Here is a 13,551-nt window from a genome sequence, read left to right as displayed (position 1 = left end):
TGTTTAATGTCGGGGCGGGTTTAGGAACTCAATTAACGGGGAAATTAATACCATCTCATCCAAAACCCGCCCTTCCCCAGGATTGCATCTGTGTTTAATGTCGGGGCGGGTTTAGGAACTCAATTAACGGGGAAATTAATATCATCTCATTCAAAACCCGCCCTTCCCCAGGATTGCATCTGTGTTTAATGTCGGGGCGGGTTTAGGGATTCAATTAACGGGTAAATTAATACCATCTCATTCAAAAACCGCCCTTCCCCAGGATTGCATCGGTGTTTAATGTCGGGGCGGGTTTAGGGTTTCAATTAACGGGTAAATTAGTACCATCTCATTCAAAACCCGCCCTTCCCCAGGATTGCATCTGTGGTTAATGTCGGGGCGGGTTTAGGGATTCAAATAACGGGTAAATTAATACCAACTCATTCAAAACCCGCCCTTCCCCAGGATTGCTGTCGGAGGATGTCACAGGAAATTGCTACCCTAGAACCATTAATACTCAAAACTCTATCCCAGAGGGTCAAGCCATGAGCAACCGGGAAACCCGAGAACTTGTCCATCAGGAAACCAAAGCACTTGCCCGTGAAGTCAAAACCCAGGCTACCATTTTAGGCGGACTTGTCGCCGTGATGTGGGTTTTAGAACTCATTGATTTAATCATTTTCCAAGGCGCACTGGACCGCCATGGTATTTCCCCCCGGCAAATTATCGGGTTAAGGGGTATACTATTTGCCCCGTTTCTCCATGGTGATTTAGGTCACCTGATTGCCAATACTATCCCCTTTCTCACTCTAGGCTGGTTTGTCATGTTACAAGAAACCAGCGACTTTTTTATTGTTACCGCCATCACCATGGTTGTCAGTGGTTTAGGGGTTTGGCTAATCGGTTCTCCTGCTGTTCACATTGGCGCTAGCGGTCTAGTTTTTGGCTATCTTGGTTTTCTGCTATTGCGTGGCTATTTTCAACGCAATGTTCCCTCTATTTTACTCTCCCTTATCGTGGGATTTCTCTATGGAGGAGCAATTTGGGGTATTTTACCAACGGTTCCCGGTGTATCCTGGGAAGGGCATTTATTTGGCTTTATTGGTGGAATTATTGCCGCACGCCTGTTGTCTGAGCGTAAGGGATGAGGAATGGGGAAGTAGAGACGCGCCATGGCGCGTCTGGGAGATGGGGAAGATGGGGGAATTAATTCAAAATTGGATCAGGGCGGGTTTAGTTACATTTGGGTTAAGTAAGAAACGATAATAGTGAAACCCGCCCCTACACACCGCCACCGAATGACGTGAAGGGTCAATACGTTTCCAATTATTAATGGCAAAACAAAAATTTCCTTATCTGGTTGGTTCCAAATGGACAGCGACTCAACAAACATGGGGTTGGCGACATTTTCAAGTAGTCAACCGCAAAAATCAGGGTCAATGGGTTTTTGCTGAAATGGTGGCTTCTTGTGACCCTACTGTTCGCTTTTGGCTTAATGCTCAACAGCTTAAAGACCGTTCTCTGTGGAAACCCGGTTGGCAGTCTCTACAAGAAATGAAGGAACTGGCAGAGGATGAACTATGATATTCTATCATGTCCGCCGAAACAGTTATCATTTCCTTTTAACGGACAACAATAGCTCCTTCCCTTGAAGACCAAAGTGTAAGGATTAAATCGGATATGATATGAATCAAGTATATTTATGGATGGGTAAAAAGGTTCAAGGAATGTCTAAACACCATAAAAATATCCTTTCTCAGGTGATGTCTCATGAAAATTAATTCGTCAAAGTGGGTTGTTGCCCTAGTTTTTGTTATTTTTCCTTTGAATTGCGCGGCTTCTAGCACGGGTAGAATCTGCCAATATGATCCTGAGTCTGGTCAACCTAATCCTTTGGGAATGAGGGCATATATTACCATTACAGAAGACGAGGGAAGTACAATTGTTACTTATGAACAGTTTCCCTCAGATGTTGCTGAAAATATTTCCCTGACAACGAAACGAGAACTCACGTTTTATGATACCCCCTTGGACACAGCGCGGGTGGTTCTCCTGCAAAACAAAAATTACTATTCTGAGTTAGTTGGCTATGATGACCCAGAAGGATTTGCACCCGTTAATGAAGTATTAACCTGTGAGTCAAAGTGATGGAATATTATAAAGACATTTGGGAGCAGATGCATTCGTAGGGGCTCTCGCATTTGCGCCCAAATGTCTCGGTTTTATACCAATATTCCAGCGCAAATGCTTCGCCCAATCCCCATGGATAAGCAGGTATTTCTACCAGTATTTACCGGAAAAGAATGACATGAAAAGGTTATTAATTACAGGTATTAGTGGCTTTTTGGGGTGGCATATTTGCCAATTGTCTAAAGGCGAATGGAATGTTTATGGAACTTGCTTTTCCAAGTTGATTAATAGTCCGGGTATAAACACAATAAACGTTGATTTAACCAATTTCCCGGAACTAAAACAACTTTTTCAAGACATTAAACCTGACGCCGTTATTCATACCGCTGCTCAATCCAATCCTAATTTTTGCCAAATGCATCCCCAGGAGACAGAATTGATCAATGTTATAGCATCTGGTAATATCGCGGGACTTTGTGCGGATTATGGCATTCCTTGTGTATTTACATCTACTGACTTGGTATTCAATGGTTTAAACCCACCCTATCGGGAAACTGATCCGGTTTCGCCAATTAGTTATTATGGAGAACAAAAAGTTAGGGCTGAGAATATGATGTTAACCCGTTATCCTCGGACAGCAATTTGTCGAATGCCCTTAATGTTTGGTCAGGCGACACCAACAGCAACTAGCTTTATCCAGCCATTTATTGACATTTTACAAGCGGGAGGGGAGTTAAAATTATTTGTTGATGAATTTCGCACGCCTGTGAGTGGAGCTACCGCCGCTAAAGGGATATTATTAGCCCTCGATAACATTCAAGGCTACCTGCATCTGGGTGGAAGGGAACGGATATCACGCTATGACTTTGGTCGTCTCTTGGTTGATGTGTTAAAATTACCTAAAACCGGATTAAACTATTGTAAACAAGCCGAGGTAAAAATGGCAGCGCCAAGACCTCCAGATGTTTCCTTGGATAGTTCCAAGGCGTTTGCGTTAGGATATAATCCTCTATCCTTGCCAGAAGAATTAGAGGCATTGCGGGGGAGGTTGTAGAGACGCGCCATGGCGCGTCTCTACAGGGTTCATTCAAATAGATATTAGGGGCGCACGTTTGCGCCCCTAGCGATGCCCCAAATAAAATTCAAAAGCTGTAGATTAGAATTACTAGTTGACTTTATTCTTCTTTCTCGAATTCTCTTGCTTGAGTACGAATCCAAAGCCTAATGCGGCGGCTGAACCTAGGATTGTCAGGGGTTCAGGAACAGAGGCAAGTTTAGTTATTTTGTAGGAGACAGAGTCAGTTAAAGTTCCATTTGCCAAAGTGGCTGCTTGTCCACCTACCATATCACCAATTTCCTGGGGAAGTGGCGGTAGGGCAAATAGAGTGAGACTCTGACTCGGCTGTGCAGAATTACTGAAAAGAATACTGGTGCCATTATTCAGAAATTCCCCTTGATTAAATTGGAGATTCCCCAACTTAAGAGCAACTGATTCAATTGCATCCATTGAATCGTTCGTGGTGAAGGAACCTGCAGCTGCATTTATTGTTGTTGAACCACCCAATATTCCTGATTCAACTCCTATACCATGGATTTGTAGATCATATTTCATTGAAGCGGCTGTAGCGGGTGATACATTAGCTAGACCGACTGTAGCAACCGTTAAGGCAGCAAGTGAGGTAAATTTCATAAATTTTGTCATGGAATCGCACCTTATGAGGTAGGAAAGTTGTCACTCTTAATTTAAAGACTGCTAGATAGATTCAACATCTATCTTCAGGAGTAGAGCAACTTATTTATTGTATCTACTTATATTGAGTGAGTCAATAGTTTTTGTTAGGTTTTCCTGAAAACAATAATAATAATTGTTACAAAACAATCGAATTGTTGAGATCTTGCGGGGGGGAGAATCTCCCGTACCTTGTGGAATTATAAAAAAATATTATTAAGTATTATTTCTTAGGGTATAAGGGTTTTAGATCAAGAAAACCTAAGGACAAAACTTTCTTTTTACCCAGAAGAATAAAGATTGAACAAGGTTTAAGTTATTGATAGTTTGATGTCAGGTGCATAAATTCTACGGGGAGTCGCAAAATAATTTTTGCCATACGAGACAAACCAAATTTAATTTTAAGCGATCGCGGCAACTCTTGCCAGGAAACCGGGACAAAGCCAAAGCGCCTGTAGAACTGGGCTAAGGGTGTCCCCAAGCATTCCAGATAAAGGGGAAAGCTGGCTTGGGCAATCAGATGGTGCATCAGCAGGGTTGCCAAACCGCGATCGCGCCACTCTGGGGCGACAACCAAACTGCCCAACTCTTGAGCGTCAGCAAACTGGCGCAACTGTCCACAAGCCACCACCTGTCCCTGACATTCAATCACCCAGAATTGCTGCCATCGTAACTGAGTCGGATCAAGTTTTGCCCCCAGTACCAATCGGAAAATCGCGCCCTGATCCCCAGAATAGGCGCGTCGGAGGACACAGTTGGGGGGTAGAGTTGGCTGACTTGTATGCATGTAGGATGATTTAATAGGGTGCGATCGCTGAGTTTAATGGTTCGAGAGTACCCGAAACCTGATACATTTACCGAGTATCGGCAAGCACAATTTATGGATCGACTATGAAAGTCTTGGTTATTGGTGGCGATGGTTATTGTGGGTGGGCAACCGCCCTGCATCTATCCAACAAAGGATATGACGTCGGGATTATAGATAGCCTGGTGCGCCGTCATTGGGATATGACACTGGGTGTAGAAACACTGACGCCAATTGCACCGATTCAGCAACGCCTCCAGCGTTGGCAGGATCTGACGGGGAAATCCATTGACTTGTTCGTGGGTGATATTACCGACTACGATTTCCTGATTAAATCCCTGCATCAGTTTGAACCCGAGGCAATCGTTCACTTTGGTGAACAACGATCTGCCCCATTTTCCATGATTGACAGGGAACATGCGGTACTGACTCAGGTAAATAATGTCGTAGGGACGCTGAATATTCTGTACGCCATGCGACAAGACTTCCCCGATTGCCATTTGGTAAAACTGGGGACGATGGGTGAATATGGAACGCCGAATATCGATATCGAAGAAGGCTATATCACCATCGAGCATAATGGACGCAAAGACACCTTACCCTATCCCAAGCAACCCGGTAGCTTCTACCACCTCAGCAAAGTCCACGACAGCCATAATATCCACTTTGCTTGCAAAATTTGGGGGTTACGGGCAACGGATCTCAATCAAGGCGTCGTCTATGGTGTCTTAACCGAAGAAACGGGTATGGATGAGATGCTGATAAACCGCCTCGACTACGATGGCGTTTTCGGTACCGCTTTAAACCGTTTCTGTATCCAGGCGGCGATCGGTCATCCCTTGACAGTATACGGTAAAGGGGGTCAGACGCGGGGCTTTTTAGATATTCGGGATACGGTTCGCTGTGTCGAACTCGCGATCGCAAATCCGGCTGATCCCGGTCAATTCCGTGTATTCAACCAGTTTACGGAAATGTTCAGTGTGGGCGACTTAGCCGTGATGGTGAAAAATGCTGGAACCCATTTAGATATCGATGTGGATATTCAGCACCTCGATAACCCACGGGTTGAGTTAGAACAGCACTATTTCTACGCCAAAAATACTTGTCTGTTAAGTTTAGGACTCCAACCCCACTACCTATCTGATTCCCTGATCGATTCCTTACTTAACTTTGCCAGCAAGTACAAGCACCGTGTAGATGAAAAACAAATCTTACCCAAGGTGTCTTGGCGGCGATAAATCTCTAGACTATCGGTTCAGAATTCAGGACTACGGTAGGGAAGAAATAAAACATCAATGGGAAAAAATAGGAGTTTCGGTGGTTTATGTTCCCGTTTTTTCAACCAAACTTAGTCTCGAACTGTCCACGATGATAACTGAACCGATGGTTTCGGTAAGAGGAACTAGAAAATCTCAGTCTCCTCTTACCCCATCCCATTTCCGATGGGAAATACTTATTACCAAACGTTGTCTCAATCTCCATCCTCGACAATGCGTGACTTATCCATTGCCCAAGCCGCAGAAAACAGACATCGAATTAAAGGTTAAGACAGATATAATGGCGGAAACGACCCTATACCAGTAAAAATCATTCTGCCTTTTGCAATAACACTCCGCACACGGTCACACGATTATGCGAATTGCCTTATTCACTGAAACCTTTTTGCCAAAAGTTGATGGAATTGTCACTCGACTGCGGCACACGGTTGACCATTTACAACGCAATGGTGACGATGTTCTGGTTATTTGTCCCGATGGTGGACTCACTGAACACAAAGGTGCCAGAATTTATGGCGTTTCGGGCTTCCCATTACCTCTATATCCAGAACTGAAACTGGCATTACCTCGACCCGCGATTGGCATGGCTTTAGCCGAATTTAAGCCGGATGTGATTCATGTGGTGAATCCGGCGGTATTAGGGTTAGCAGGGCTGTATTATGCTAAGGTGATGCAAATTCCTTTAGTCGCGTCTTATCACACCCATTTACCCCAATATCTTCAGCATTATGGGTTAGGGATGTTAGAACCGGTGATGTGGGAATTAATTAAAGCTAATCACAATCAAGCCCAGCTTAATTTATGTACCTCGACGGCGATGGTTGAGGAATTGAGAGGGCGGGGGATTCAACGATTGGATTTGTGGCAACGGGGTGTGGATACCGAGACATTCCATCCTAGTTTGGCATCTGAAAAGATGCGATCGCACTTGTCCCAAGGACACCCGGAAAGTCCCTTGTTGCTTTATGTGGGGCGTTTATCAGCAGAAAAGGAAATTGACCGGATTAAACCGGTTCTCGAATCCATCCCCGGTGCACGTTTGGCGTTAGTGGGAGATGGACCCCATCGCAGCGCCTTAGAAAAACATTTTGCCGGAACCCCAACCCATTTTGTTGGGTATCTTACAGGTGAACCTTTAGGTTCTGCCTTTGCGTCGGCGGATGCGTTTATTTTCCCCTCCCGTACCGAAACCTTAGGATTAGTATTGCTAGAAGCGATGGCGGCGGGGTGCCCGGTAGTGGCGGCGCGTTCGGGTGGAATTCCGGATATCGTCACTGATGGGGTCAACGGCTACTTGTTTGATCCGCAAAATGAACAAGGCGCGATCGCGGCTACTCAACGTCTATTCCAGGAACAAACCGAACGGGAAACCTTACGCCAAAACGCTAGGGCAGAAGCCGAACGCTGGAGTTGGTCAGCCGCAACCCGTCAGTTACAACAATATTATCAGGGCGTGGTTTTGTCGCGATCGCTCTTAAGAGCGGCTTAATTAGGGCGTGGTTTTGTCGTACCTCTACCGCATCAGAGTGCCATGTCCCTAAACTGTGGTAGGGGCACGGCATTGCCGTGCCCTCTTATATCTGTGCAAATATTATTATTCTCTAATAAAGTTCAAATTTAGGGATTATACCAGCAAATTCTGGATAGGGAGGCATCGGGGAGCCTCCCGACAAAGGGAGATCAGGGAGCTGGTAGAGAAATCCTCAACTGAGCCAGCAAGAATCCCTCTGGACATCAGGTGAGGACTCAAGGATGAGACAATAGAGGCAACAGGTAAGAGGAAATGACAAATAACAACTCAGGCAGATAAATTTGTCTAAAATTGAGATTGGTCTAAACTAACGGAAAACGGAAGCGTTTTTCAATTTTCACCGATATCGCTGCGCTTATTTGTTTTACCCAGACTGCATTCTAATACCCGACGTGCATGAGAACACGTCTGACAGCCAGAGCCAAAAGTAGCTGTTGAACAGCGAATACTATGACACTGTCTAATGCCGGTAGCGTTCTTGCTACATTGACTCAGTTAACCCAACTCAATCGCACTAGCGTCCTAACTCATCGAGTTAAAGACCTCTCCCTTCCCGAATTTATCTGCTTACTGGACTTCATCACCGCTGAATTTCAGCAATTTCTGCGAGCGCTGGAAATGATTAACCATGAAGCGCTCGAAACCATGCTGGAACAGGTGATGGAGGCATTTACTCTAAAAATTGGTCAACTCTTGCAGGCTGAGCGTACAACTATCTTCCTGGTTGATGGTGACAAAGACCAGCTTTGGGCAAAAATTCCCTCTGGTGAAGACAACGCCGCCAAGGAAGTTCGCATTCCCCTGACGGTGGGTTTAGCGGGTCATGTGGCGACAACGGGTGAATCGCTCAATATCACCGAAGCCTATAACCACCCCTTGTTTAATCCGGAAGTTGACGAGTCTCCCGGCTATCATACCGATTCCCTCTTGTGTATGCCCATTGTCAGCAGCAATAAAAAGATTGTCGCTGTGGTACAGCTATTGAATAAAGCTGGGGGTGTACCGTTTGACGAAGAAGATGAACAGCGCTTCCGTGACTTTGCCGCCTCTATTGGCATTATCCTAGAAACTTGCCAATCATTCTACATGGCAGCCCGGAACCAACGCGGCGCCGCTGCACTCCTAAAAGCAACCCAGTACCTAGGTCAAAGTTTAGACCTAGAAGCCACACTGCGTCTAGTCATGGATCAAGCGCGGGAGTTAATGCAAGCAGACCGCTCTACGTTATTTATGCTAAGTAAAGATACTGGGGAACTGTGGAGTAAAGTCGCGACGGCTGATGGCAACAAGATGATGGAAATTCGTATCCCAGCCAATCGGGGGATTGCGGGTTACGTGGCGTCTACGGGTCAACTGTTGAATATTGCCGATGCGTATAAAGATCCTCGGTTTGATCCGACGACAGACAGAAAAACAGGCTATGTGACTCGCAATCTTCTCTGTATGCCCGTCTTTAACTCGGTTGGGGATTTAATCGGTGTAACTCAACTGATTAATAAGCATCAAGGTAGCTTCAGCACCTCCGATGAAGAGTTTATGCGGGCATTTAATATTCAAGCCGGCATTGCCCTGGAAAATGCTAAACTGTTTGAGAATGTTCTGATCGAAAAGCAATATCAAAAAGACATCCTGCAAAGCCTTTCTGATGCGGTTATCTCTACCGATATGCAGGGACGAATCGTGACCATTAATGATGCAGCGCTAGGATTACTGGGGTGTCCCTTACAACAAGTCGATAATCGCAATCGTCATTTGTGGGAGGAGAAACTAACGGGTCGCTATGTCTGGGAGGTTGTGCCGATTGAATATCTCCAAGTCCGGTTACAAGACAGCCTAACTACGGGTGCGAAGCATTACCTCCCCGAACAAAATTTAACCGTCGGTCTTTTCCAATGTCCACTGGAAGAGATAGAAAAACCGAATACTCCCCCCTACTGCCAATCGAATGATGATACTCATCTTTATCTCCTCGCTATTCCCAAAAGCGATAACCCTAGAATCTATAGTCTCTGGAATGAAGATCTCAGTCTTGTTTCTACCTCATCCTATCTATCTTCATCCTATCTATCTAAAGAGCAAGTCCAACCCATTGAACGGAGTATTAATTTGACGGTCAATCCGTTAACGAATCCCCAAGGAACGGTGCGAGGGGGTTTGGTTGTATTAGAAGACATTAGTCGAGAAAAGCGGCTGAAAACAACGATGTATCGCTACATGACGCCAGAGGTAGCGGATGAAGTCTTGGCGTTAGGTGAAGATGCACTGATGCAGGGAAGCAAAAAGGATGTCACCATTTTATTTTCAGATATTCGGGGGTATACAACTTTAACCGAAAACTTGGGAGCGTCGGAAGTTGTATCGCTGCTGAATAAATACTTTGAAACAATGGTCGAATCAGTCTTTGAGCATAAAGGGACTTTAGATAAATTTATTGGTGATGCGTTAATGGCAGTTTTTGGCGCTCCCTTGGCGTTAAAAGAAAATCATGGCTGGATGGCGGTTCAGTCGGCTTTAGATATGCGCTGGCGCTTAGCCAAGTTTAATGAACCTCGGATGAAAAATCGCCAACCTTTAATTCATATTGGGATTGGAATTAGTTCAGGAGAAGTGGTTTCGGGTAATATTGGTTCCCACAAACGCATGGACTATACGGTTATCGGAGATGGCGTGAATCTCAGCGCCCGCCTGGAAAGTATTACTAAAGAGTACGGCTGCGATATTATCATTAGTGAATATACCTATAACCTCTGCCGCCATAATATTTGGGTGCGGGAATTGGATAAAATTCGGGTGAAGGGGAAAAATCAAGCGGTTAGCATTTATCATTTGCTTCAAGATATCGACACGCCTCTCAATGATAAAACTCACAAATTTTTAGATCTGTATGCCAAAGGACGTAAAACCTACATGAATCGCGATTTCCCCAAGGCGATTGTGTATTTTGAACAAGCTTATCAACTTGAACCCAATGATAAGCCGGTTTTGATTCACCTCGAACGGGCTAAACATTATCAGGATAATCCGCCTCCTGATTATTGGGATGGTGTGCATACAATGACTAGAAAATAATCGGGAGCATGTCAACGCAAGTAGGTTAGCCCCTTGGAACGAAACCCAACAGGTTAACTTTTTAAGCATCGAGGGTGCAAACTAGGGTGAATGTCACGCTCAGATGAGGCTGGTGGGCAATGCCCACCCTACTTAGCACAGACAGATAGGAGAGAGCGATTATCATAGAGGATGGCAACAGGATGGATTGATATCGGTTTCCTCCAGTTAGAGTAAATTCTTATGTCAGTTTTCAGTAAAATTATCAGTGTAATTATTGCCGTAATTATTGGCTGTGGCGGTGTGCTTGGCTTCTTTTATGCCATGAATTATCTAGCCAACACCCTACCTTATAAATGGCAATCACGAATTCTACCTTGGATTTATCTCGCCCCCGCCCTGCTGGTGCTGACGGCATACTTGATTTTACCCACGCTGAATACAATTTACATCAGTTTTCTGGATCGGCGATCGCAAAATTTTGTCGGACTAGAAAATTATAAGTTTGCTTTCACCAGTGAGGCGATGCTGGTGGCGTTTCGCAATAACCTATTGTGGCTGGTTCTAGTTACGGGGTTTAGTGTCGGGTTTGGCTTGATTCTGGCGGTACTCATGGATAAGGTACGGTATGAACCTATCGCCAAGTCCCTCATCTTTTTACCCATGGCGATTTCTTTTGTCGGTGCAAGTGTGATTTGGCGCTTTGTCTATGCCTTTCGTCCAGCCGGATCAGAGCAAATTGGTTTACTTAATGGTATCATTACCAGCCTGGGATTTGAACCCGTGGGTTGGTTAGTGGAACGCTCGATTAACAATTTTGCCCTAATTGCGATTATGATTTGGCTGCAAACCGGGTTCTGTCTGGTTTTACTTTCTGCAGGGGTTAAAGGGATTCCCAAAGATATTATCGAAGCCGCCCGCATGGATGGGGCGAGTGAGGTACAAATTTTCTGGCGGATTACCATCCCGATGATTCGTTCCACCTTAGCGGTGGTGACAACGACGGTGGTGATTATGGTACTTAAGGTGTTTGATATTGTCTTTGTGATGACGGCGGGGAATCAAGGCACAGAAGTGATTGCCTCGCGGATGATTAAGGAAATGTTTAACTATCGCGACTATGGCAGAGGGAGTGCGATCGCGGTTATCTTATTACTAGCAATTGTACCAATCATGGTCGTAAATATCCGCCGCTTCCGTCAACAAGAGGCAAGTAGATGAAATCTAAACGTCGCCGTAAATCGAATTCTGTGAAACATCTGTCTCATCAGTTGCGAAATGCCTTCAATAACCTTCCGGTTCATCTAAGTTTAATCGTCATTTCCTTAATTTGGACATTACCCACCGTTGGCTTGTTAATCAGTTCCCTACGCCCGAAGGATGACTTGTTGGCAAGTGGCTGGTGGATGGTGTTTCAACATCCCTTTGATTTCACCCAATATCAGTTAGGGAATTATATCGATGTTTTGACGGCGGAAGGAATGGGACAAGCATTTCTAAATAGCTTTGCCATTGCCATTCCTGCGACAGTTATTCCCATCGCCATCGCCACATTTGCCGCTTATGCTTTTTCTTGGATGCAGTTTCCGGGGCGTCAGTTGTTATTTATTTTAGTGGTGGGGTTGTTGGTTGTCCCCTTACAGATGACGCTAATTCCTGTATTGCGATCCTATAATCATTTGGGATTATCGGGTTCGTTTTTAGGCGTGTGGTTAGCCCATACGGGATATGGTATGCCGTTAGGGATTTATTTACTCAGAAATTATATCGGTTCCCTACCCAAGGATTTAATCGAAGCGGCGGCGGTGGATGGGGCGTCGCACTTAACCACGTTTACTCGCTTAATTGTACCCCTTTCTCTCCCCGCGATCGCATCCTTTGCCGTGTTTCAATTTTTATGGGTATGGAATGATTTATTAGTCGCCTTAGTGTATCTGGGAGGAACACCCGATGTCGCCCCCTTAACCATGCGTTTAACTACGTTGGTAGGTTCTCGTGGCGAAGCTTGGCATTTGCTGACAGCCGGGGCTTTTGTCACCATGATTGTACCCCTGATTGTGTTTTTTGCCCTGCAACGGTATTTTGTTCGGGGAATTTTGGCAGGTTCAGTTAAGGGATAATGTCTTATGTGTAGGAACAGGAAACAGAGGGGAAAGAATACAGCCTTAATAAGTAATAGTACCTAATATAGCTTTTCTTAAAATCTGGGAACTTCCCGTTTCTCATCCCAGTCTCGGTTAATCATCCTCTAGGAAAAAAACATGCAAAAGACATTGGTTGGAGCTACCTTAATCCTGCTGAGCCTGAGCCTTCCTGCAGTCGCCGCCACCAACCAGAAATACCAAGTCAAAGGACAAACGGCTGATGCCTACTTTTATCAATCTGACGAGTGTAATTACACCAGTGTAGGGATTTTTGCCTCTGATAACGTCAGCAAAAACGCTCCAGGTGCGCCAACCGCACAGAAGGGTGCCTATATCTATTACTCTACCTATAACTGGTGTACTGGAGAAGGTTCCTATGGCGATGGCTTTGCTACAGACGTAAACTTTACCAGTGATAAGTCTCTCAAATCAGCGGCGTTAAATGGCACATTCGCAGTCAATGATTACTCGTCAGGGGCTACCAAAAACGTGGATGTGGCGGTAATGTGGACGGGTACGGGGGATACGTACCGTGGCAACAGCCATTCTCACTATCAAGGACCTGCCTTCACATCGAATTATCGGTATGTTGGTGCCCATAGTGATGCAATGGTTTCAGGAACTATCACCTCAGAGGGCAAAAATCTGGTTGAAAATCTGTCCAGCTTTGGTTCTCTAAGCTCGTCTAACAGCGGGTCTATTGAGATTATTAGAAAGTAGGCAGTCGGTAATAGCCTGTCTGGTCAAACTACCCTTATGATAAAATGTCTGAAACTCTTGCTTTTATAGCCTTGCAATTAAGGGTAATCATCAGCAGTTGAACAACCACGTAGGGGCACGACATGTCGTGCCCTTACCCTAAGCAGAATTTCTGTTTAAGTTCTAATTTGTTATTTATCAATTGCGAT

General features: G+C 45.0%; 12 protein-coding genes. 10 read left to right on the top strand and 2 right to left on the bottom strand.

Going from position 1 to position 13,551, the window contains the following annotated elements; translation table 11 throughout:
- The first annotated feature begins 524 nt into the window (after window positions 1-524).
- The 4 genes from RLO19_RS01015 to RLO19_RS01000 all read left to right on the top strand — a co-directional run bounded on the left by RLO19_RS01015 (window position 525) and on the right by RLO19_RS01000 (window position 3,163).
- Window positions 525-1,127: a rhomboid family intramembrane serine protease gene (locus RLO19_RS01015; RefSeq protein WP_446353039.1), complete on the top strand. Its 603-nt coding sequence runs from the start codon at window positions 525-527 to the stop codon at window positions 1,125-1,127.
- A 184-nt stretch (window positions 1,128-1,311) separates the two neighbouring features.
- Complete coding sequence (locus RLO19_RS01010; protein WP_446353037.1) at window positions 1,312-1,563, top strand: TIGR02450 family Trp-rich protein; 252 nt, start codon at window positions 1,312-1,314, stop codon at window positions 1,561-1,563.
- 186 nt (window positions 1,564-1,749) lie between these two features.
- Window positions 1,750-2,127, top strand: coding sequence for a hypothetical protein (locus RLO19_RS01005; protein WP_446353036.1), 378 nt, complete (start codon window positions 1,750-1,752; stop codon window positions 2,125-2,127).
- A gap of 160 nt (window positions 2,128-2,287) precedes the next feature.
- The gene (locus RLO19_RS01000) at window positions 2,288-3,163 is read left to right on the top strand and encodes an SDR family oxidoreductase (protein ID WP_446353034.1); all 876 of its coding nucleotides are present in this window, start codon (window positions 2,288-2,290) and stop codon (window positions 3,161-3,163) included.
- Between the two features lie 111 nt (window positions 3,164-3,274).
- Here RLO19_RS01000 and RLO19_RS00995 read toward each other — a convergent pair whose 3' ends face one another.
- Both RLO19_RS00995 and RLO19_RS00990 read right to left on the bottom strand, forming a co-directional pair.
- Window positions 3,275-3,799 carry a PEP-CTERM sorting domain-containing protein gene (locus RLO19_RS00995; protein WP_446353032.1) on the bottom strand — a complete coding sequence of 175 codons (525 nt, stop codon included), beginning with the start codon at window positions 3,797-3,799 and terminating at the stop codon, window positions 3,275-3,277.
- Between the two features lie 355 nt (window positions 3,800-4,154).
- The gene (locus RLO19_RS00990; protein WP_446353030.1) at window positions 4,155-4,625 is read right to left on the bottom strand and encodes a GNAT family N-acetyltransferase; all 471 of its coding nucleotides are present in this window, start codon (window positions 4,623-4,625) and stop codon (window positions 4,155-4,157) included.
- A gap of 104 nt (window positions 4,626-4,729) precedes the next feature.
- Here RLO19_RS00990 and RLO19_RS00985 point away from each other — a divergent pair, with 104 nt between their 5' ends.
- The 6 genes from RLO19_RS00985 (at window position 4,730) to RLO19_RS00960 (ending at window position 13,363) form a co-directional block, all read left to right on the top strand.
- Window positions 4,730-5,881, top strand: coding sequence for a UDP-sulfoquinovose synthase (locus RLO19_RS00985; protein ID WP_446336970.1), 1,152 nt, complete (start codon window positions 4,730-4,732; stop codon window positions 5,879-5,881).
- Window positions 5,882-6,275: 394 nt separating this feature from the next.
- Window positions 6,276-7,409, top strand: a complete 1,134-nt coding sequence (locus tag RLO19_RS00980) for a glycosyltransferase family 4 protein (protein ID WP_446353028.1) — start codon at window positions 6,276-6,278, stop codon at window positions 7,407-7,409.
- A gap of 492 nt (window positions 7,410-7,901) precedes the next feature.
- Window positions 7,902-10,520 (top strand): GAF domain-containing protein, encoded by a 2,619-nt coding sequence (locus RLO19_RS00975; protein WP_446353026.1) that lies wholly within the window; start codon window positions 7,902-7,904, stop codon window positions 10,518-10,520.
- Between the two features lie 222 nt (window positions 10,521-10,742).
- Window positions 10,743-11,720 carry a carbohydrate ABC transporter permease gene (locus RLO19_RS00970; RefSeq protein ID WP_446353024.1) on the top strand — a complete coding sequence of 326 codons (978 nt, stop codon included), beginning with the start codon at window positions 10,743-10,745 and terminating at the stop codon, window positions 11,718-11,720.
- Entirely contained in the window at window positions 11,717-12,619 is a 903-nt protein-coding gene (locus tag RLO19_RS00965) for a carbohydrate ABC transporter permease (protein ID WP_446353022.1), read from the top strand. The genes RLO19_RS00970 and RLO19_RS00965 overlap by 4 nt, the downstream gene beginning before the upstream one ends.
- A gap of 141 nt (window positions 12,620-12,760) precedes the next feature.
- Window positions 12,761-13,363: a hypothetical protein gene (locus RLO19_RS00960; RefSeq protein ID WP_446353021.1), complete on the top strand. Its 603-nt coding sequence runs from the start codon at window positions 12,761-12,763 to the stop codon at window positions 13,361-13,363.
- The last annotated feature ends 188 nt before the right edge of the window (window positions 13,364-13,551 follow it).

This window comes from Coleofasciculus sp. G2-EDA-02 (assembly GCF_040226375.1).
Classification (GTDB): domain Bacteria; phylum Cyanobacteriota; class Cyanobacteriia; order Cyanobacteriales; family Coleofasciculaceae; genus Coleofasciculus.
Note: the sequence above shows the minus strand (reverse complement) of the source record. Positions and strands in the feature narration are given on the sequence as shown.